The 18,994-nt window shown below is 60.5% G+C and carries 19 protein-coding genes; 10 read left to right on the forward strand and 9 right to left on the reverse strand.

Translation table 11 applies throughout. From position 1 onward, the window contains the following. Positions 1 to 286: 286 nt before the first annotated feature. The 3 genes from G3545_RS26230 to G3545_RS26240 are packed head-to-tail and all read left to right on the forward strand — an operon-like array spanning position 287 to position 2,634. A complete protein-coding gene (locus G3545_RS26230) occupies positions 287 to 802 on the forward strand; it encodes a DUF302 domain-containing protein (RefSeq protein WP_206151338.1) in 516 nt (171 codons plus the stop codon). A 25-nt stretch (positions 803 to 827) separates the two neighbouring features. Continuing rightward, entirely contained in the window at positions 828 to 2,108 is a 1,281-nt protein-coding gene (gene soxC / locus G3545_RS26235) for a sulfite dehydrogenase (protein WP_170017198.1), read from the forward strand. Positions 2,109 to 2,142: 34 nt separating this feature from the next. Next, positions 2,143 to 2,634, forward strand: coding sequence for a cytochrome c (locus G3545_RS26240; RefSeq protein WP_246702946.1), 492 nt, complete (start codon positions 2,143 to 2,145; stop codon positions 2,632 to 2,634). 158 nt (positions 2,635 to 2,792) lie between these two features. Here G3545_RS26240 and G3545_RS26245 read toward each other — a convergent pair whose 3' ends face one another. Continuing rightward, the gene (locus G3545_RS26245; protein ID WP_170017202.1) at positions 2,793 to 3,104 is read right to left on the reverse strand and encodes a hypothetical protein; all 312 of its coding nucleotides are present in this window, start codon (positions 3,102 to 3,104) and stop codon (positions 2,793 to 2,795) included. A 523-nt stretch (positions 3,105 to 3,627) separates the two neighbouring features. Here G3545_RS26245 and G3545_RS26250 point away from each other — a divergent pair. Further along, the gene (locus G3545_RS26250; protein ID WP_170017204.1) at positions 3,628 to 4,698 is read left to right on the forward strand and encodes an LLM class flavin-dependent oxidoreductase; all 1,071 of its coding nucleotides are present in this window, start codon (positions 3,628 to 3,630) and stop codon (positions 4,696 to 4,698) included. Positions 4,699 to 4,808: 110 nt separating this feature from the next. Here G3545_RS26250 and G3545_RS26255 read toward each other — a convergent pair. The 4 genes from G3545_RS26255 to G3545_RS26270 form a co-directional block, all read right to left on the reverse strand. After that, a protein-coding gene (locus tag G3545_RS26255; RefSeq protein ID WP_170008969.1) for an IS5 family transposase occupies positions 4,809 to 5,578 on the reverse strand; the annotation gives its coding sequence in 2 pieces (ribosomal slippage) (positions 4,809 to 5,261 and positions 5,264 to 5,578; 768 coding nt in all). 236 nt (positions 5,579 to 5,814) lie between these two features. Then, positions 5,815 to 6,648 (reverse strand): substrate-binding domain-containing protein, encoded by an 834-nt coding sequence (locus tag G3545_RS26260; protein WP_170017206.1) that lies wholly within the window; start codon positions 6,646 to 6,648, stop codon positions 5,815 to 5,817. A gap of 21 nt (positions 6,649 to 6,669) precedes the next feature. After that, positions 6,670 to 7,386, reverse strand: a complete 717-nt coding sequence (locus G3545_RS26265; RefSeq protein ID WP_170017209.1) for an ATP-binding cassette domain-containing protein — start codon at positions 7,384 to 7,386, stop codon at positions 6,670 to 6,672. Positions 7,387 to 7,390: 4 nt separating this feature from the next. After that, a complete protein-coding gene (locus G3545_RS26270; protein ID WP_170017211.1) occupies positions 7,391 to 8,065 on the reverse strand; it encodes an ABC transporter permease in 675 nt (224 codons plus the stop codon). An 86-nt stretch (positions 8,066 to 8,151) separates the two neighbouring features. Between G3545_RS26270 and G3545_RS26275 the strand changes: the two genes are divergently transcribed. From G3545_RS26275 to G3545_RS26295, 5 genes are all read left to right on the forward strand, one after another. Then, positions 8,152 to 9,057: a helix-turn-helix transcriptional regulator gene (locus G3545_RS26275; protein WP_348644605.1), complete on the forward strand. Its 906-nt coding sequence runs from the start codon at positions 8,152 to 8,154 to the stop codon at positions 9,055 to 9,057. A 274-nt stretch (positions 9,058 to 9,331) separates the two neighbouring features. Continuing rightward, positions 9,332 to 9,625, forward strand: a complete 294-nt coding sequence (locus G3545_RS26280) for a hypothetical protein (RefSeq protein WP_170017213.1) — start codon at positions 9,332 to 9,334, stop codon at positions 9,623 to 9,625. Positions 9,626 to 10,038: 413 nt separating this feature from the next. Continuing rightward, the gene (locus tag G3545_RS26285) at positions 10,039 to 11,154 is read left to right on the forward strand and encodes an HlyD family secretion protein (RefSeq protein ID WP_170017215.1); all 1,116 of its coding nucleotides are present in this window, start codon (positions 10,039 to 10,041) and stop codon (positions 11,152 to 11,154) included. Further along, positions 11,151 to 12,749: an MFS transporter gene (locus G3545_RS26290; RefSeq protein WP_170017217.1), complete on the forward strand. Its 1,599-nt coding sequence runs from the start codon at positions 11,151 to 11,153 to the stop codon at positions 12,747 to 12,749. The genes G3545_RS26285 and G3545_RS26290 overlap by 4 nt, the downstream gene beginning before the upstream one ends. Positions 12,750 to 13,008: 259 nt before the next feature. Next, on the forward strand, positions 13,009 to 13,392 hold the full coding sequence (locus G3545_RS26295) for a hypothetical protein (RefSeq protein WP_170017219.1): 384 nt from the start codon (positions 13,009 to 13,011) through the stop codon (positions 13,390 to 13,392). Positions 13,393 to 13,997: 605 nt separating this feature from the next. Here G3545_RS26295 and glp read toward each other — a convergent pair. The 4 genes from glp to G3545_RS26315 form a co-directional block, all read right to left on the reverse strand. Continuing rightward, on the reverse strand, positions 13,998 to 15,248 hold the full coding sequence (glp, locus tag G3545_RS26300) for a gephyrin-like molybdotransferase Glp (RefSeq protein ID WP_170017221.1): 1,251 nt from the start codon (positions 15,246 to 15,248) through the stop codon (positions 13,998 to 14,000). A gap of 148 nt (positions 15,249 to 15,396) precedes the next feature. Next, a complete protein-coding gene (locus tag G3545_RS29805) occupies positions 15,397 to 15,540 on the reverse strand; it encodes a DUF2474 domain-containing protein (protein ID WP_206151339.1) in 144 nt (47 codons plus the stop codon). Beyond that, a complete protein-coding gene (cydB, locus tag G3545_RS26310; RefSeq protein WP_170017225.1) occupies positions 15,540 to 16,547 on the reverse strand; it encodes a cytochrome d ubiquinol oxidase subunit II in 1,008 nt (335 codons plus the stop codon). The genes G3545_RS29805 and cydB overlap by 1 nt, the downstream gene beginning before the upstream one ends. Positions 16,548 to 16,558: 11 nt before the next feature. Further along, positions 16,559 to 17,974, reverse strand: coding sequence for a cytochrome ubiquinol oxidase subunit I (locus G3545_RS26315; protein WP_170017227.1), 1,416 nt, complete (start codon positions 17,972 to 17,974; stop codon positions 16,559 to 16,561). An 800-nt stretch (positions 17,975 to 18,774) separates the two neighbouring features. Here G3545_RS26315 and G3545_RS26320 point away from each other — a divergent pair. Then, the gene (locus tag G3545_RS26320; RefSeq protein ID WP_170017229.1) at positions 18,775 to 18,987 is read left to right on the forward strand and encodes a formate dehydrogenase; all 213 of its coding nucleotides are present in this window, start codon (positions 18,775 to 18,777) and stop codon (positions 18,985 to 18,987) included. The last annotated feature ends 7 nt before the right edge of the window (positions 18,988 to 18,994 follow it).

The raw sequence follows: 18,994 nt of genomic DNA on the forward strand, positions 1-18,994 counted from the left end.
CATTCGAGCGAACGCATTTTGCTTCGGGAGACTATCGACACTGGAAGAGTAACGTAACTCTTCCTTCGATAACGCCGTAACGTTAGGCCGTTTCCGTGATGAGGTACGTGCCGCCGGCTCTCGAATAAATAGACGCACACCCCGATGGCGGACGCAACGTAATGACTGCCTGGCGCGATCCTGACGCGATACCGACGTCAGACGTCGGCGCCTGAGAAGCGACAGGTGAAGAGCGATGCGGAAGCGGGGTGGAGATCTGCGGCAACTGACGATCGGAGCCTCACCGATGACCGTTCACGAGAAGACAACCTATCCAATGCTGGTGTGGTCGACGCTGTTGCTGTTGATCGTGCTCGTATTTGCCACCGGCAATCTGGACGCAAGCGACAAGACGCAGGAGAGCGCAATGAGATTAAAGAGCGGCTACTCATACTCGGACTCGATGGACCGGATAAAGGGCGCCCTGCAATCAAGCGGGTTCAGGATCTTCGCGACGATCGACCACCAGGCCGCGGCAAGGGACGTCGGTCTCGATATGCCGCCAACAACGGTGCTGATCTATGGAAATCCAAAGGGTGGCACCCCTTTGATGCTCGCAGCTCCGGATTTTGCTCTCGAGCTGCCGCTTCGTGTGCTCGTCAGGCAGGATAACGATGGCGAGACCTTTGTGACGTTGAACAGCTCAAGCGATCTGGAAGGCAAGCACGGCCTGCCCACCGGCATGGCCGCAAAGCTCGCTCCCGCCGAGATGATTATTGCTGGCGCGATTGCGGCCCCAAACATGAGAACGCAGGCTCGATAGCATCTCGCGTGAAAGGAACGAAACCATGCAAGCCAAGGAAGATCCGCGGCATCGTGTTCGCCGGGAGCCGCTCCTGTCTCGGCGAAAGTTTCTTTCCACATCGGCCAGCGCAGTTGGCGTCGCCGGCGTCGTGGCAGCAAGCCCCTCTTATGGAGATGACCTCCGTGACGTCCCAGCGCGGGCACTCGGGGACGAGTTGACGCCCAGCAGTAAGCGCTCCCAGTACGAGTCTATCGCCAGGATCCCGGAAGCAGGCCCAGGGATAAGGGAAGTTGATCCCGCTGATGCAATCAACTCCAAGGCACCCCTTCATAAATTCGTCGGGACCATCACCCCGTCTGACCTGCATTACGAGCGCAGTCACGCGGGCGTTCCAGACCTGGATCCGTCATCCCATCGCCTCCTGATCCATGGAATGACCGAGAGATCGATTGTCCTCACAATGGACGAGATACGATCGATGCCGTCTATCTCCCGGATAGCGTTCCTTGAATGCACCGGGAACGGCTGGGAGAATTGGAAGCGGGCTGATGAGAACCTGACCGTGCAGAACACGCACGGGCTCGTCAGCACACACGAATGGACCGGCGTGCCGCTCTCCTATGTCATTGACTTGGTGAACAAAGATAGAGGGTCGACCTGGATGCTCGCGGAAGGCGGAGACGGGGCGGCTGTTGCTCGAAGTATCCCCCTCACCGACGAGATCATGAGCGAGGCAATTCTCGCCTACGGGCAGAACGGTGAAGCATTGCGGCCGGCTCATGGTTACCCGTTGAGATTGCTGATTCCCGGATGGGAGGGAAACCTAAGTATAAAATGGCTTCGCCGTCTCAAGTTCGGCGATCGTCCGTTTATGACCCGCTGGGAGACCGCCCGTTACACGCAGTTGCTGCCGAGCGGGAAGGCCCGGCAATTTCAACTCGTCCAGGAGACCAATTCCGTAATTACATTCCCATCGGGAACCATGCACATCAATTCGGGCTATCATCGCATCTCGGGACTGGCGTGGAGCGGATACGGCGCGATCAGTAAAGTTGAGGTCAGCACGGATGGCGGCTCGACTTGGCGTGACGCACAACTTAGCCATCCCGTATTACCCAAGGCACAGGTCCGCTTTGAGATCGACTGGCAATGGGACGGTCAGCCGACCAGCATCCGCAGCCGTTCCACTGATGACAAAGGCAACGTGCAGCCGGATCGAAAGACATTTATCGCCATGATGGGGACAAACGCGCTCTTTCACTACAATGCCCAGCAGACTTGGGCGATCTCGGGGACAGGGGCGGTGCGAAATGTGCTTGAATAGGTCGGTTGTGCTACTTTCCGTGGCTTTCGTCGCTATGCCTGCTTGTAGCTTCGCGACCGAGTTCGGCAGACGCGCGGCGCCGTCGGAGATTAGCCTTTGGGATATTGATGTGTTGCCCGACGGGACGGGGCTGCCGGACGGCAGCGGAACCGTGACGCAAGGCGAGATTGTGTTCAACGACAATTGTTCCGCCTGCCATGGCTCGAAGGGGGTGGGTGGCCCCAAAGATGCGCTGGTGGGCGGGCGGGGCTCGCTGGCCTCAGATCATCCCATCAAGACGATCGGGAGTTTTTGGCCCTACGCAACTACTTTGTTCGACTACATCCGCCGAGCGATGCCATATCCAGCTCCGGGTTCGCTGAGTGATGATGATACTTACGCGGTGGTCGCCTATTTGTTGGATCTCAACGGCATCCCGCTCGACGGAGCCAAAGTAGACAGGCGAAGTCTTCCCTCCATACAGATGCCAAACCGTGATGGTTTCGTACCCGAGCCAGCCTTTCGAGTGATCAAGAATTCAAGATAAGTCGATGGGTGGGTGCTGGAGTACGAGAGGGCCGCGCCACCCCTTGGATGGACACGACGACAAATCAAAAAATGAAGCGGCGGTGAAGTGGGTCCAAATATTTGCTCCTGCCAGCGCTGAAAGGCTTGGTGGCGCAGATCACGTCATACTTCACCGGCTCAGCGCTCGGCATCCGGGTCAGACGGCGGCAAAATATACGTGGGGGGATCATCGTATCCCTTCCGGCTGCTAAAGAACAAGAGCATCATGAGCCCGAAGCCACATGCCAGTGATACCACAACGCCGATACCCATTGCGATATATCCGGAGACGGGAACGTTGGCCGCACTTCCCTCACGCCAGCCAAAAATCAAGAACAGTATTGAAAGTAGAAATATTACTGCGAGTCCGGCAATTAGGAGGATGATACCTCCCAAATTACGCCGCGGGCTTACGGGTGTCTTGTCGCCGGATTGGATGTCGTTGGTCATGTGAGGTCCTCGTTGAGAATAAACCTCAGCCGAAGTGCTTAAGGCGTGTGAGGCCCCGGGCTTGGACCATGGTAATCCAAACGGAAGGACTGATTTCATAGCATGCCCGGGCAACACTCAATGTTCCGCATGTTGGCATTTTTGGATAAAGGCACGACCGTCAAGGCGGCGTGCCCATGCGCTGCCGTACTTCGAAACTGAATGCCGCTACCAATGGTAATATGATCTGAGCGCAAGGCAGCGTACGCTGCAGCCGGCCTCGCACAGCTTCGGCGGACAGGATCAAGCTGAAGCGATCGGTGCCGACCGGCAGCGCGCCGGCTGGTGTCGCCCGGATCAGGCCGAACAACGAGGATGGCGCCCATCCTGACTTCTGGCATGCTGACCTCACTGAGCGGTTCGAACGCAGCTTCGGACCATCGCCGGCTTTGGGCGTGCGTGGAATATGACGTTACACCTCCGTTGGCGTCTTCGGACCTTGCGGATCGATAAAGGCACCGAACCACAATAGCAGGCCCATCGCATGAGCAGTCCGTCCGAATTCCTTTGGTATATCCCGAACGACGTCAAATCCGGCCACCGTGGCGACTCCACGATCGATAGCCACAATAGCCTGGAGACGTTGACCAGCCACGCCACGGCGCTGGAAGCGCATGGCTGGAAGGGTGCGCTGATCGGCGCCGGTTGGGGAAGGCCCGATACCTTCACCGTCGCGGCCGCGCTTGCCGCGCGGACCACCACTTTCGAGCCCCTGATCGCCATCCGGCCCGGTTACTGGCGGCCGGCGCACTTCGCATCGGCCGCGGCCACGCTCGACCAACTGACCGGTGGCCGCGTGCGGGTCAACATCGTGTCGGGCCAGGACAAGCTCGCAGCGTATGGCGACAGCGAGGGCGACCAGGCCAATCGCTACGCCCGCACCAAGGAGTTCATGCGGCTGGTTCGCAGGCTGTGGACCGAAGAGAATGTCACTTACACGGGCGAGCACTTTAGGGTCGCAGAGGCGACCGTGGAACCGCGCCTCCAGGTCCGGGGCGAGCGCCGGCACCCAAGGCTCTATTTCGGCGGGGCGTCGGAGGCGGCGGAGCGCGTCTCCGCGACCGAGGCAGATGTCCAGCTCTTCTGGGGTGAACCGGTCGGCGGCGTCCAGGAGCGTATCGAAAGGCTCCGGCATTTGAGCAGGGAACTTGGTAGGGACCTCCCTCCGCTGGAGTTCGGGTTGCGTATCACGACGCTGGTCCGCGACACCACAGAGCAGGCCTGGGCCGACGCCGAAGCGAAGGTCGCAGAGATGGCCAGGAGCAAAGGGGAGGGCTGGAACGACCACCGGCAGGCGGTCGCCGTGGGCCAGCAGCGTCTGCTCGATCTGTACACCCGCGGTGAGGTGCTCGACGACAACCTCTATACTGCGCCGGGCAAGTTCGGCGGCGGTGGTGCGGGCACCACCTGGCTGGTCGGCTCGGCGCAGGATGTGGCCGCTTCGCTGCGCAAGTATCGGGATGTGGGCGTGACCCACTTCGTGCTTTCCGATACGCCGTATCTGTCCGAGATCAAGCGACAGGGCAATCAACTGCTTCCACTACTGCGCGGCTAGAGCATTTCCCGATCAGATGGAATCATCTGATCGAAGAGGAATTGCTCCAGTCTATTGAATCTAGAGCACTCATCTGTCGTTCGGATGGTTCCATCCGAACGGAAAGGGCTCTAGGTGACCGACTCATAACTTCGCAGCCAGATGCGAATTGAAGCGAGCTGGATTGAGGCGAGGAAATTGTCGTCTCGCTTGTCGTAGCGGGTGGCGACGGCCCTGAAGTGTTTGAGTTTGTTGAAGAAGCGCTCGACAGCGTTGCGTTGGCGGTAGAGCCAGGCGCTGAAGGCGAGGGTTTTGACCCTGTTGGGCATGGCGCGAACGTTGGCCCATGCGCCGCGCCCAGCCATCTCGTCTCGCAAGGCGTCGCTGTCATAAGCCCTGTCGGCGAGAAGGATGTTTCCCGGCTCGACCGCGTCCAGCATGTCGGTGGCCGAGCGCCCGTCGTGAGCTTGGCCCTCGGTGAGCTTCAGGCGGATCGGGCGGCCTTCGGCGTCGACGAGCGCGTGGATCTTGGTGGTCAGGCCGCCGCGCGAGCGACCCATGCAACGGGATCGCTCGTCTTTTTTTGGCCGTTGGCGGCATGCTGGTGAACGCGGATCGACGAGGCGTCGATCATCTGGATATCGCCATCGTAAGCAGCTGATACGGCTTTCAGAATGCGCGCCCAGTGGCCGGCCTTGCGCCACCGGTTGAAGCGGTTCACGCAGGTCGTATGAGGGCCATAGCGCGAAGGGATATCGGCCCATGGCGCCCCGGTGCGCAGGCGCCAGAAGATGCCGTTCAGAACGCGACGGTCATCCACGCGTGCAACCCCGCGCACCTTCGTCGGCAGAAGTGGCTCGATCACCGACCACTCGAAATCCGTCAGGTCAAATCGCGCCATCTCAACCTCCAACGCTGAGATCAGTGAATCAGAACACCGGGCCGCAGGGAATCCCCTTATGGGTATGTGACCTAGGCCGCCCGGGTCGTACACTGCAAGATATTCCAATGCAGCGGCGTAACGTTCGCCATGGAGGGTCGGAATTGCGTTCGCGGTTGGAATGAGCCTTTGCCCTCAACCGGCGCGGCTGGCTCCAAGTGTAACGAGCGACAGGAAGACGCCGGCTATGCGTAGCTTTAATTTGTAGCTGCGGCGTTCGGGAAGAACAGCTGCTGCCCGTCGATCTTGTAGGATGCGATAGCGGCCTGTCCTTCGGCTGAGACCACCCAGTCGATAAAGGACTGTCCAAGCTCCTTCTTTACGCTGGGGTGCTTCTCCGGATTCACCAGTATTATGCCGTACTGGTTGAAGAGTTTCTTGTCGCCCTCGACTGAGATTTCCATGCCGTCCTTGTTCTTGAACGAGATCCAGGTGCCGCGGTCAGCGAGCACATAGGCACCCATCGCGTGGGCCGTATTCAGGGCCGCGCCCATGCCCTGGCCAATCTCCTTGTACCAGGTCGGTTTGGCGCTGGCTGGATCGAGTCCGGCCGCCTTCCACAGGGCGAGCTCCGCCGAATGGGTGCCGGATTTGTCCCCGCGCGACACGAACGGCGCGCTTTTCTCGTATATGGCTTTGAATGCCGCCAGCACGTCCTTGCTGCCCTTCACGCCAGCGGGATCGGCCTTGGGCCCCACTACGACGAAATCGTTGTACATGACGTCAAAGCGCTTCACGCCGAAGCCTTCGTTTACGAATTTCTCCTCCTGCGCCTTGGCATGGACAAACACCACGTCGACGTCGCCGCGGCGTGCGGTATCCAACGCCTGGCCGGTGCCTTGCGCCACGACCCGGACGTCGATACCAGTCTTGGCCTTGAACATGGGTAGGATATAGCCAAACAGGCCGGAATCCTGAGTGGAGGTGGTCGAGGCGACGACGATGGATTTATCCTGCGCTGTCGCCGGCGGTGGGCCTGAAATGAAACTCAAGCCCAACGCGACGGCGAGGGCAACCCGGCGTGTGATCATTGATACTCTCCCTGAAGATGTTCAGATGACGAGTTCGCCGGCGAGGAAGCGCCTTGCTTCCGGTGTGGCAGGATTTTCAAAGAAGGTGGCGGCCGGTGCATCCTCATAGAGGTGGCCTTTGGCGAGGAAGAGCACATTGCCAGCCAGGCGACGCCCCTGTCCGAGATCGTGAGTGGTCATCACGATCTTGACCCCCGCTCCGGCAATCCGGGCGATGATGTCTTCCACACTCTTGGTCGCGAAGGGGTCGAGGCTGGCAGTGGGTTCGTCGAGGAAGATGATTTCAGGGTCACGGGCGAGCGCGCGCGCAACCGCGAGACGTTGCTGCTCACCGCCCGAGAGCCGGCGCGCCGGGCGGTCAGCCAGAGCGGACAGCCCGACTTGCTCCAGCAACTGCCCGATCCGTGCGGGGGCAGGAACGTAGCCGGCCATCTTCAACGCATAAGCGACATTGGCGGCCACGCTCCGACGCAGCATTACGGGCTTCTGGAACACGAAGGCGCGGCGTCGGCCGACCGGACTGGACCGGAATCCAAAGGTGATGCTGCCTTCGGTGGGCTCGAGCAAGGCCATGGCCAGTTTCAGCACCGTCGTCTTGCCCGAGCCGTTTGGTCCGAGCAGCATCGTCAATGGCCCTGGCGCGAATGTCAGGTCGATGTCGCTGAGGATGCGGGTCGCGCCGACCCTGAAGCCCACTCGTTCGAAGCATATCGGAAGGTCGCTTGACGCATCGCGCATGGTGTCAGCCTGCGTGGTGCTCTGACCAGCGCCGAACCCCCCATGCCAAGGCGTTCACGACCATCACTAGGGTGATCAGAACGACGCCTAGCCCAGTCGCGAGCGGCAGATTGCCTTTGGAGGTTTCGAGCGCAATGGTTGTGGTCATTACGCGGGTAAAGCCGTCGATGTTTCCGCCCACGATAATCACCGCTCCGACCTCCGCCGCCGCACGCCCAAAGCCGGCAAGCAGGATGGTGACAAGGGAGAAGCGGGCGTCCCACAAGAGCGTCCCGACCCGGGCCCAGGAGCCGACTGTCATAGCGGAGAGTTCCTCGCGATACTCGGCCCAGAGGTCTTCCACCACTTGGCGGGTCAGCGCGGCAATGATGGGGGTGATCAGAACCACCTGGACAATGATCATCGCGGTCGGAGTGAAAAGCAGCCCAAGCGCCCCGAGCGGTCCCGAGCGCGACAGCAGAAGATAGACGATGAGGCCAGCGACAACGGGCGGGAGGCCCATAAGGCCGTTGAGGATTACGATGAGGGCATCGCGCCCGGGAAATCGGTTAAGAGCCACTAAGGCTCCGAGCGGCATACCGATTGACGCGGCCAAAACTGTCGCAGAGGCGGTGACGATAAGAGACAAGCGAACGATAGCGAGGAAGTTTGGGTCCGCGGTGAGTATTAGGTCGAACATGCTGGCCAGCCCAATTCTGTATGTCTTGGCGGCGACGGATTCATTTTCGTATTTTCCCCTCCGCTGTCAAACAGTAGAAAGAATGCATGAATATGCAGGAAGACGCAGGATTGGAGCTGCTGACCACCGCAGAAGCGGCGGGATATCTGCGCGTCAAGGAGCGCAAACTTTACGAGCTGATCTCGGAGCGGAAAGTGCCATGCACCAAGGTGGCCGGTAAATGGCTCTTTCCGCGCGCCGATCTTGATCGGTGGCTGCTGGCGGGCATGATGCGGCCCGCTGGCGTGTCCCCAGCCAGCGCGCCCCCGATCGTCGGGGGTAGTCATGACCCGCTGCTGCAATGGGCGCTTAGCGAAAGCCGCGCGGGCCTTGCGATCTTGCCCGAGGGCAGTGAGACCGGCTATCGGCGGCTACTTGAGGGAACAGTACTTGCGGCGGCCATCCATTTCCACGATCTTGCCGATCCCGAGCGCGACGGCAATCTGGCTGTGGTTAGCCGCGAACCGGGGCTCGATGACGCCGTGCTCATCGGCTTTGCCTGCCGCGAGCAGGGCCTGCTGGTGGCGGAGGACAATCCGCTGCAGCTAACAAGCGTAGTCGATGCAAAGACGAAAGGCGCGCGCATGATCCTGCGGCCTGAAGGGGCGGGCGCTCAGCAACTCCTAATCGGCCTTTTGCGCCGCGACAGTCTTTCGCTAGCCGACTTGGTCCAATCCGCCTACGCCCCAACCGGACCGGACATCGCCCAGGCCATTCGCACCAATCAGGGCGATTGCGGCGTCGCCACCCGCGCGGTAGCGACGGCGGCCGGGCTCGGCTTCATACCGCTTTGCACCGAGCGCTTCGACCTGGTGATGCGCCAGCGGGATTATTTCCGCGGGCCGATGCAGACCCTTCTCGCGTTTGTTCAAACGCCGGCCTTCGCCGCAAGGGCCGCCGCACTTCGCGGCCTGGATGTCTCCGAGGCCGGCGCGATCAGGTGGGCGCCATAGCGATTGCTCCCAGCTGTTTACCGGCAGTCCCGCCGTTAAATACCCTGTGGCTACTCTCTCCGCCTGGGGTAGATGGCTGACGCTCCGATCCGTGGAATTTAGCTTCAGCTCGCCACCAAGGCTGTGTGAAAACGCCGACACGGCTGGCCTGGGTGGTGGCATCATCGCCGAGACGTGGATCCCAGCAACCGGCAGATCCGCAATCACCGGGCTCATTCATAAGACCGCGACTGCGGCGACCGATAGCTTCAGCTGACATTCCGAGGAGGCCCGCATGGCGATCTATGCGATCAAGCTGGAGCGAGTTGTCACCACTCGTGAGGTGGCAGAAGTCACGATTGAAGCCGATGATTTCAGTGACGCCGACAATCAGGCGCGCGACCTTGCGAAGACCGGGGAACTCGACCAACCCGACTGGCGAGTGGCCCGTCGCGACGCTGGTAAGGCTGTTGTCACGGACGTGGAACAGCAGAACCCGAACGTCGAGCGACTCGGTATCGGCGTCGCGCGCGTTGCGCGCCCTCGCTTTCGTGCCCGAGAACTGCAACGACCGCCGCATTATTTTTAGCATCAGCAATTGGGAATTGCGCCGACATCCGCTCCTGGGCGTCGCACCAGAACCCATCCCCATCAGATTACGGGGCGACATGCCGGAAGTCAGCGCCTTCAGCACACAATGTGAGGGGTGGGATAGGAACTCCCGCGGCATTTCGGACGATGAACATGGCGGCAGCCCTATGGCAGTACTCCATACCCAAGTCTGTGCGTCGTCAAGTCTATCCTTTCAGCACCACGCTCGAAATCTACATCCGGGTAGCGTTTGGATATCGATCGTATGGAAATGCCCTCGAACATGCTGGCGACAATTATGGTGCGAGACATCGGCGATCGACGCCATGTGACGATGGCACAGTCAGACCGCGACCAACGACGTCGGGCGACGTAGAGTGTCGATGGTCAGGTTGTCATTTGGGGTGCTGAATGAGTGACGGAACGGACAATCAAGCTTCCGTCGAGGCGTCCAGCCAGCGTCCAGCCAGGCGATGGCTCTATCCCGCGCTGCGCGTCGGCTTTCTCATCCTGTCGGTCTATCTGGTTTGGTACATTGCCGGCCATTGGAACCGTTGGACAGGCTCCGTGCGGTTCGTAACGACGGATGACTCCTTTGTCTCCGGCGACGTCACGCCCCTGGCGGCGCACGTGTCGGGCTATGTCACAAACGTGGCCGTCACAGACTATCAGCCCGTTCGTAAGAATGACCTGCTGGTGGAGATCGATCCGTCCGACTATCAGGCCCAACTCGCGCTGGCGGTGGCCAATCTTGCGGCCACACGAGCTACGCTGGCCAATATTGCCAACCAGAAGGACGTTCAGAGCGCACTGGTGCGCCAGGCAAACGCCAATATCGAGGCCTCGGAAGCGGATGTCGTGCGCTACCAGCTCGAGGCGAAACGCCAACATGCTCTTCTCCAGGGCGGGAACGCAGGTACCCAGCAGTTCGTCGAACAGGCAGATGCCAATGCCAAGCGCGCAGTCGCGCAGAAATCGCTGAACGAAGCCCAGCTTGACCAGCAGAAGGCCATTCTTGCCGGACTCGACATACAGGAGAAGCAGATACAGGCGCAGATCCAGGCGGCCGAGGCCCAGGTCGCGCTCGCGACCAACAATCTCAACTACACCCGCATCGTTTCTCCGGCCGATGGTCTGGTCGGCCAGCGACAGGTGCGCCCAGGCCAGTTCGTCAATATAGGAACGCAAGTCATTGCCGTGGTGACGCTGCCGAACATCTGGGTGATCGCGAACTACAAGGAAACGCAGATGACCAATATCCGGCTCGGCCAGCCCGCACGTGTCACCGTCGACGCCTTCCCCGAGTTCGCCTTGACAGGCCATGTCGACAGTTGGTCGCCCGGCACCGGCAGCACTTTCGCCCTGCTACCGCCCGACAATGCCACCGGCAACTTCACCAAGGTGGTGCAGCGCGTACCCGTCAAGATCGTGCTGGACGCCAATGCCGCGCTGGGTACGTTGGTCCGGCCCGGCATGTCTGTCGAGACTACGGTCGATACGGGTGCCGCCTCAACGGCAAAGCCATGAGCCTGCATCTTACCCCGGTCACCTCGGTCGGCAGGGCGTTGCACTCGATCGCCCATGTCCACCCGCGATTAGAACTCGATACGTGGCGACCCTATGTCGGCATTGCGGGCGTGCTTCTGGGGTCGATTGCCGCGACGCTGGGCACTCGGGTTAGCAGTCTCGGTATCGCGGATTTGCGCGGTGGGCTGCATCTGGGTTTCGATGAGGGCGCCTGGATGACGACCAGCTTCGGCGTCGGCCAGATGCTGGTCGGCGTATGCTGTCCTTATTTCGGCGCCATACTGGGTGTCAGGCGGGTACTGCTGCAGGGCATCGTGCTCTTCTTCGTCGCAAGTCTGCTTGCTCCCCTATCGCCCAATCTCGACGCTTTCCTTGCTATGCAGTTCCTCGCTGGAGCGGGGTCCGGGACGTTCATTCCACTGACAATAAGTTTCATTGCCCGCAGTTTGCCGACGCGCTTGGTCGTCTATGGCATCGCCATCTACGCCATGAACTCCGAGCTTTCACAGAACGTAGCCGCCTCCTTGGAGGGCTGGTACGCCGACAATCTCTCCTGGCGATGGATCAATTGGCAATACTGCGGGGTTCTTCCAGTGATGTTCGCCTGCGTATGGTACGGCATACCGCGCGAGGAAGTGAAAATCGAATTGCTTCGGCATCTCGACTGGCCGGGCCTAGCCTATGCGGGCCTGGGTTTCAGCTTACTCTATGCCGGTCTGGACCAGGGGAATCGCCTGGATTGGAGCAATAACGGGCTGGTCAACGGACTTCTCATCTCGGGAGCTTTAGTCACGACGGCGTTCGTGGTTCGTGAGCTTTGGGTTACGCGCACGCCATTCCTCAATCTGCGACTATTGATGCAGCATAATCTTGTTTTGCTCATGCTTGTGCTCGCTGGCTACCGTTTCATCATTCTCTCGACCAGCTACATAATTCCGAACTATCTCCAAACGGTGCAGAACTTCCGTGAATTGCAGGTGGGATCAGTTCTGCTCTGGATTGCTCTTCCCCAATTCATCATCGTCTTGCCTCTCGGTTACCTCCTGTCGCGCGTTGATGGGCGGTGGGTGCTCGCGGCCGGCACCGCGCTTGTCGGGGTCGCCTGTCTGATGGCCGCACAGTTGACGAGCGTCTGGGCGACCGACGATTTCCTTCAATCGCAGATACTGCAGGCACTTGGACAATCCTTCGCGCTGACCGCCCTGGTGGTCCTGGTCGTGCAATCCATCAACCCAGTCGACGCGCTCACCATCGGGGCGTTGCTGCAGACCAGTCGTCTTTTCGGCGGAGAGATGGGAACGGCGTTCATGCAGACGTTCGTGCGCCAGCGCGAGCAACTCCATTCCAACCTGATCGGCCTGCATGTCGACAGCCTGGGCACCCTCACCGCCGACAGGCTCGCCGCCTATCGCAACGCGATAGGTGCCCAGACCGCGGATCTCGCCATCGCAAATGCCCAAGCTACAAATCTGCTCGCCTCGGCAATCGCCAAGCAGGCCGCAGTCTTGGCCTATATTGACGGTTTTCTGGCTGCTGCAGCAGGTGCGTTTGTCTGCCTGCTTCTCACCGCCGCCTTGCCGGCAAGGAAAACATGACGACAGGCGGTCAAGAAAGTCGTCCCGACGGCATGTCATTCTAACATGGCGCAAGCGTTCAATTAGCTTCGAGCGGTGCGGTGCGAGGGCGCCGCGGGTGGAGGCCAGGTCCACGGCTTGCGCGACACCCCCGGACAAAGAACTTCAGCACGCCTACCCGACGGTGTGGCGAACCAACGACCAGAATGCGCGGAACGTGCGTTAGCGGCCTCGGGCCCCCGCCGCGGCGCCATCGTCCTCCAGGCAGGGATTTGGAAGAATGGCGCCGCGTCCCCGAGGGAGGAGATGCCGGGTTAAGATCGGCCGTGATCGCTGGTTCCGGCAGGACGGCAGCAATATCGGCGACACTCGCTATACTGCGCCCGGGCCGCTGCGCCGCTGCGAAGGATTAGTGATGCCTCAGTACAAACTCGTTCTCTGCCCCGACGATCACAGCGTGCTTCGAGAGCTGCTCAACGAAATCAGTGAGCGTGGCGAGCGGATCATCAGCTTGAACTGGGAGCCGGAACGATCAATTCCTGCCGAGAATTCGAAGCGCCTTTCGAAGGCGTCTGGATATTCGATCGTAGTGGAAGAACTTGTCGATGTTCGCGATCCGCGTGGCCTCAGCGGAACGGTTCCGAGGCTTCCGCCGGGGCGGTAAGCTGCCGACTGCGCGGAAAGCGATGGCATCCCCCGTCACCGGGACACACGTGTGCCAAGTTCTCGCGCTTGATGCCACCGCTATACGCAAGTATGGCCCACATTACCTAGGGATGATTCCCAGATAGCCGGTGTTAAGCGACGTTGTGATGATTGGCCGCCCGCTTCCCCTCCTGACCGGGCTGCCGCACTTCACGAGGCCCGCCCCATCGCCGTGGCGGGCCACTTTTTTGACTCGGTGCCGGGCGTCCATGGCTGGAGCATTTCCCGATCAGATGGAATCATCTGATCGAAGAGGGATTGCTCCAGTCTATTGAATCTAGAGCACTTATCTGTCGTTCGGATGTTTCCATCCGAACGGAAAGGGCTCTAGGTCGCTACAATTAGTCACGTCCATACGTATGGCCGGGACGACCGACCGGATAATTGGCCGGTGCGCTACGCTTTGGGATAGTCCGCTCCTCGAGGCCGAGCCGTATCCGCCCCCAACGGCGCAGGTCCCGCGTTGTCAGGAGGTCACCCCTGCCCGGGTGGCCTCCTGATTCGTTGGGGTTGGTGGGCAGGGCGGTTTCAACCCAAGGCTTGATTGCGGCGCCGTGTTGCCGCTCACCAGACGACATCGTGGGGGTGAAAGGGCACCATGTCACCCACGGATAGGACGGTCATGCCGGCGTCGAGTTCAGCAAGGCCGTCACTCATCGTCAGCGATGTCAGGAGCGCGGCACCCTCTTTCGGGAAGCGGCGCGCCTCCAGGATGCCGTCTGCAGCTGCTTCGACGGTTACCCTCACGTATTCGCATGGACCCGGGCGCTTCTTGTGCGCGAAGGCCGACCTCACGCGCATCGGGCTGCGACGTTCGGGCAGGGCACCTGCAAGGTGGGCGAGAAGAGGGCGCACGAACATCACGAACGTCACATAGGCCGCCGATGGGTTGCCAGGCAATCCGATGAAAGGGGTCCTTCCGATGCTTCCCATCGCCAGCGGTCGCCCCGGCTTAATCGCGAGGCGCCAAAATACAACTCGCCCGGTCGCCTCAATCACTGCTCTCATGTGGTCCTCCTCGCCGGTGGACACCCCGCCTGACGAGAGAATGAGATCGTACAGTTCGGCCGCATCTCCCAGACGCTCGGCGAGCTTCTCCCGGTTGTCAGGAAGGATACCACCATCGAGCACCTTGACGCCAAACCTGTTCAGCATGGCAGCCAACATGATCCGGTTGGAGTCGTAGATCTTGCCGGGCTCGAGACGGACGCCCGGCTTTACCAGTTCGTTCCCCGAGGAGAAAAGCGCGACCCGGAGCGGTCGCCGGACGGGCAGAAGGCGATGGCCGGAGGCGGCTGCGAGTGCGAGATCCTGCGGTCTCAGGCGGCGCCCCTTCGCGATGATACGCTCACCGCGAGCGACATCTTCTCCCGCTGGGCGCATATTGGATCCCGCTCTCAGGCCCGCCGGTAGTTGCACAAAGTCGCCCTCAGAGTGGACGTCTTCCTGCATGAAGACCGTGTCGGCATCCTTTGGCATGGCGGCGCCCGTGAAGATGCGCACAGCGTGGCCCGCGGCCGAGAGGGCTTCAAACGATCCCGCCGGAAGACGTCCGCGCAGCGGCAGCACGGTTTTGCTTCCGGGGTTTAGGTCGGCATGGCGAACGGCGTAGCCATCAACGGCGGAGTTGGCGAAAGGCGGCACATCGTTCAAGGCAAAGATGTCGGCCCCGGCGATGCGCCCGTCGGCTCTTGACAGCGGAACCCGTTCGACTGCGGCCGCAACGGGGAGGTTCTCGAGGGCAAGTGCGACGGCCTGCTCGACCGTCAGGGTCGAGGAAGACGACGCAAAGCAATCGTTCGACAGCTGGACCATGCCTATCGCCTTCTCCAAGGCGCCGCCTTTAACCCGCCGCGCCAGCGCCGCCGGGATATATCAGACGACAACGCGCAACCACACCGTCCACTGTGTGCTCTCGCTGCAGGGCGTTCCGATAGTTTCTCCATCAATGAACTCGAACGGGTTAGGCTGTAATTCCGGCCAGGTTCATGATAAACCGGAAGATCAAGGCGACAATCGCCAGTACGGCGACACTCGCCGTCCACAACAAGACCATCCAGCCAAGGCGCCGAGCCCAGTCTGCGCGAGAAGGACTATCCGGCATCATTAGTGATAACCTTGGCCGGCTTTCACCTTGCCGCGAAAGACATAGTAGGACCAGGCGGTGTAGGCGAGGATGAAGGGAATAATGAAGAGCGCACCTACCAGGGTGAAACCCATACTTTGCATCGGCGCTGCTGCATCCCAGATCGAGAAGGCGGGCGGGATGATGGTCGGCCAAAGGCTGATGGCAAAGCCTGAATAACCGAGGAAAAGCAGAAGCAGTGCCAGGAGGAATGGTCCAGCATGGGTGTCGCGAGAAAGCGTCTTCAGGAGTGCCCACGTTGCCAAGAGCACGAGCACGGGCACAGGCGCAAAGAAGATGAGGTTGGGGAACGAGAACCATCGGTCCGCGACCTCGGGATGAGTATATGGCGTCCAGAGGCTGACGACGGCGATCACCACTAGAAGAGCGATTGTGATCGGTCGGCCGAGCTGGCGCATGCGGTGCTGGAGTCCGCCCTCGGTTTTCATCACCAGCCAGGTCGCCCCAAGGAGGGCATAACCCACCAACAGACCGACACCGGTGAATAGGCTGAACGGGGTGAGCCAGTCGAACAGGCCGCCAGCATATGCACCATCACGGACCTCGAAGCCGTTGATGAAGGCGCCGAGAGCCACCCCTTGCGAAAAGGTGGCAACATAGGAGCCCCACGCGAATGCCTTGTCCCAGAACGCCTTGTGGGCCTCGTCGGCTTTGAAGCGGAACTCGAAGGCGACGCCCCGCCAAATCAGACCTGCCAGCATCAGCATGAGCGGCAAATAAAGCGCGCTCAGGATGACCGCGTAAGCCAACGGAAAGGCCGCGAGCAGCGACGCACCGCCTAGCACTAGCCATGTCTCGTTGCCATCCCACACCGGCGCCACGGTATTCACCATCGTGTCACGGTCCTCCCGGTCGCGGACGAAGGGAAATAGAATGCCGATCCCGAGGTCGAAGCCGTCCATGATGACATACATCATGAGCCCGAATCCGATGATGATGGCCCACAGGAGAGGAAGATCGATGCCCATGGTCAGTCTCCTTAGCCAATCGCCGGATCGATATCGTCGGGCGCGGCGGAGAGCGGTCGTGCCGGTCGCCGTGACTGTCCTCGCTCAGGCACGTGTTCGTAAGCCTCGCCCTCCTGGGGCCCTTTGGCGACGAGCTTGAGTATGTAGCTGATCCCCGTCCCGAAGACGGCGCAATACATGACGATGAACACCAACAGCGTCGTCGATAGCGCGAGCGCCGAGTGATTCGACACCGCATCTCGCGTCCGCATCACGCCGTAGACCACCCAAGGCTGGCGCCCGATCTCGGTGGTCAGCCATCCGGCCAATATCGCGATTAGGCCTGTGGGGCCCATTAGCACGGTGAAGCGTAGAAAGAATTTCGACTGATACAACCGTTTGCGCCAGCGTGCCCAGCAGCTCCAGAATCCGAGAAGCAACATGAGAAAGCCGAGCCCAGCCATGATCCGGAAGGTCCAGAAGACGATCGTCGAGTTCGGACGGTCTTGGGGCGGGAAGTCCTTCAGGCCCGGGATCTGGCCGCTCCAGCTATGTGTGAGAAGTAAGCTGCCTAAATGGGGAATTTCAACAGTATAATGCGTCATCTCGGCGCTCATATCAGGCACGCCAAAGAGGATAAGGGGCACACTCTCACCGGGTTTGTTCTCCCAATGCCCTTCGACCGCGGCTATTTTCGCAGGTTGATATTCAAGGTCCACGAGCCCGTGTTGGTCACCAATCGCGATCTGTACAGGTGTAACAATAAGTACCATCCACATTGCCATCGATAACATCGTTCGCATGGGGGGCGTGTCACGTCCTTTCAGGAGGTGCCACGCCCCGGAAGCCCCGACGAACAGCGCCACGGCAAGATAGGCGGCGACTGTCATGTGCGCGAGGCGGTAGGGGAAGGAGGGATTGAAGATCACCTTCAACCAATCGACGGGCACGACACGGCCATTGATTATTTCGAAGCCTTGCGGTGTCTGCATCCAGCTATTGGAGGCGAGAATCCAGAACGTCGACATGAGCGTCCCCATCGCCACCATGATCGTGGCGAAGAAATGCAGGCCCGGCCCAACCTTGTTCCAGCCGAACAGCATGACACCGAGGAATCCGGCCTCGAGGAAGAAGGCCGTCATCACCTCGTAGGCCAGGAGCGGTCCCGTGATGCTGCCTGCAAAAGTGGAGAAGTAGCTCCAGTTCGTTCCGAACTGATAGGCCATGACGAGACCAGAGACGACGCCCATGGCGAAGTTGACGGCGAAGATCTTCGACCAAAAAAAGTAGAGAGCGCGATAAACCTCGTCCTTTCTCCACAGCCACAGGCCTTCCAGCACGGCGAGATAACTGGCAAGCCCGATGGTGATCGCCGGAAAGATGATGTGGAACGAGATGGTGAAGCCGAACTGGATACGAGCGAGCTCAAGCGCAGTAAATCCGAACATGCCGGTTCCTCCCTCGCTCCGTCGCAACTCCAGAGCTCGGCCGAGTAGAAAGACCTGTGAAGCTGGCTGCGCCTCAGATTCGACGGCAGGCTTCGGCCCGCGTGGACCGAAAGGGTGAGGGCGTCTGACGGCGTTCTCGACCGGATTCACGCTGTGGGAGCCGAAGGCGAACTGATCCGCTCGGCTGACGTCGGTTCGACATCATATACTTGCTTGCGCCTGCGGTCACAGAGTTTGCGCTTCGGATCCCGTTGGGCCAAATTCTCATTGATAAGCCGGGATCTCATCCGCGCCGCGGACTAGCAACATCGCATCGGCACACCGAGGTGAGCGTCGCCTGGGTCTATGGCGACTATTTCAGGCTGGAATGGATGTCTTCAAAAAGTCGTGCGTCTGGCTCGCAGCGTCCCGGCGCGAGGCCGTGACCGCAAGACGCCTCCGCAGAGGGGAGGTCGGTTTCTCAGGAAAGGAAAGCGATGGCGTCTCCAGGGGCGCGGCTAACCCGGAGAGCACCGATGAGCCGAGGTCATGCCCCCCCGGGCTGTGCTAGCCACGCGAGAATGCTGCGTCTGGCGGCTTCGAATGGACCTGAAAGCCAGATGATACTCGGGACGACTCCGCTCTCTCCATACTGAGCAGATGCTCGTTCTTGTCGAGCCGGCCCGGCACGATCGAACCGGCCAAACTCCAGGACACCGGCTCGTGAGCGTGGTGCCGGCAGTGGCAACCAAGATGCCATTTCCACTGGGCGCAAAGACGATTACAGTCGCTTTCGGAATGGCTCTAGATCGGATGATCGCATGAAGGCGCCTTTCTCGACACCGCTGCTTCGGCGCGACTTGCTACGTGGAGCCATTGCCGGAGTCGCCGTGACGGCCACCGGCGCGGTCGCAATCGAGCCTGCCGCGGCGCAATCCCGCCTCGGCATGGACAAGCGCAAGGCCCGTTACAACGCCAACTCCACCGAGGTCCAAGAGTTTTACCGCGTCAACGCTTACCCCCCGAAGAAGTGAGGCGCCG

The organism is Starkeya sp. ORNL1 (assembly GCF_012971745.1).
In the GTDB taxonomy this organism is placed as follows: domain Bacteria; phylum Pseudomonadota; class Alphaproteobacteria; order Rhizobiales; family Xanthobacteraceae; genus Ancylobacter.

Bases quoted from the DNA above. Each gene is read 5' to 3' on its own strand.
- G3545_RS26240 (WP_246702946.1), top strand. From the start codon at position 2,143: ATGCCTGCTTGTAGCTTCGCGACCGAGTTCGGCAGACGCGCGGCGCCG.
- G3545_RS26250 (WP_170017204.1), top strand. From the start codon at position 3,628: ATGAGCAGTCCGTCCGAATTCCTTTGGTATATCCCGAACGACGTCAAA.
- G3545_RS26315 (WP_170017227.1), bottom strand. From the start codon at position 17,974: ATGTTCGGATTTACTGCGCTTGAGCTCGCTCGTATCCAGTTCGGCTTC.
- soxC (WP_170017198.1), top strand. From the start codon at position 828: ATGCAAGCCAAGGAAGATCCGCGGCATCGTGTTCGCCGGGAGCCGCTC.
- G3545_RS26280 (WP_170017213.1), top strand. From the start codon at position 9,332: ATGGCGATCTATGCGATCAAGCTGGAGCGAGTTGTCACCACTCGTGAG.
- cydB (WP_170017225.1), bottom strand. From the start codon at position 16,547: ATGGGCATCGATCTTCCTCTCCTGTGGGCCATCATCATCGGATTCGGG.
- G3545_RS26260 (WP_170017206.1), bottom strand. From the start codon at position 6,648: ATGATCACACGCCGGGTTGCCCTCGCCGTCGCGTTGGGCTTGAGTTTC.
- G3545_RS26295 (WP_170017219.1), top strand. From the start codon at position 13,009: ATGGCGCCGCGTCCCCGAGGGAGGAGATGCCGGGTTAAGATCGGCCGT.
- glp (WP_170017221.1), bottom strand. From the start codon at position 15,248: ATGGTCCAGCTGTCGAACGATTGCTTTGCGTCGTCTTCCTCGACCCTG.
- G3545_RS26275 (WP_348644605.1), top strand. From the start codon at position 8,152: ATGAATATGCAGGAAGACGCAGGATTGGAGCTGCTGACCACCGCAGAA.
- G3545_RS26230 (WP_206151338.1), top strand. From the start codon at position 287: ATGACCGTTCACGAGAAGACAACCTATCCAATGCTGGTGTGGTCGACG.
- G3545_RS26265 (WP_170017209.1), bottom strand. From the start codon at position 7,386: ATGCGCGATGCGTCAAGCGACCTTCCGATATGCTTCGAACGAGTGGGC.
- G3545_RS26285 (WP_170017215.1), top strand. From the start codon at position 10,039: ATGAGTGACGGAACGGACAATCAAGCTTCCGTCGAGGCGTCCAGCCAG.
- G3545_RS26270 (WP_170017211.1), bottom strand. From the start codon at position 8,065: ATGTTCGACCTAATACTCACCGCGGACCCAAACTTCCTCGCTATCGTT.
- G3545_RS26320 (WP_170017229.1), top strand. From the start codon at position 18,775: ATGAAGGCGCCTTTCTCGACACCGCTGCTTCGGCGCGACTTGCTACGT.
- G3545_RS26245 (WP_170017202.1), bottom strand. From the start codon at position 3,104: ATGACCAACGACATCCAATCCGGCGACAAGACACCCGTAAGCCCGCGG.
- G3545_RS26290 (WP_170017217.1), top strand. From the start codon at position 11,151: ATGAGCCTGCATCTTACCCCGGTCACCTCGGTCGGCAGGGCGTTGCAC.
- G3545_RS29805 (WP_206151339.1), bottom strand. From the start codon at position 15,540: ATGATGCCGGATAGTCCTTCTCGCGCAGACTGGGCTCGGCGCCTTGGC.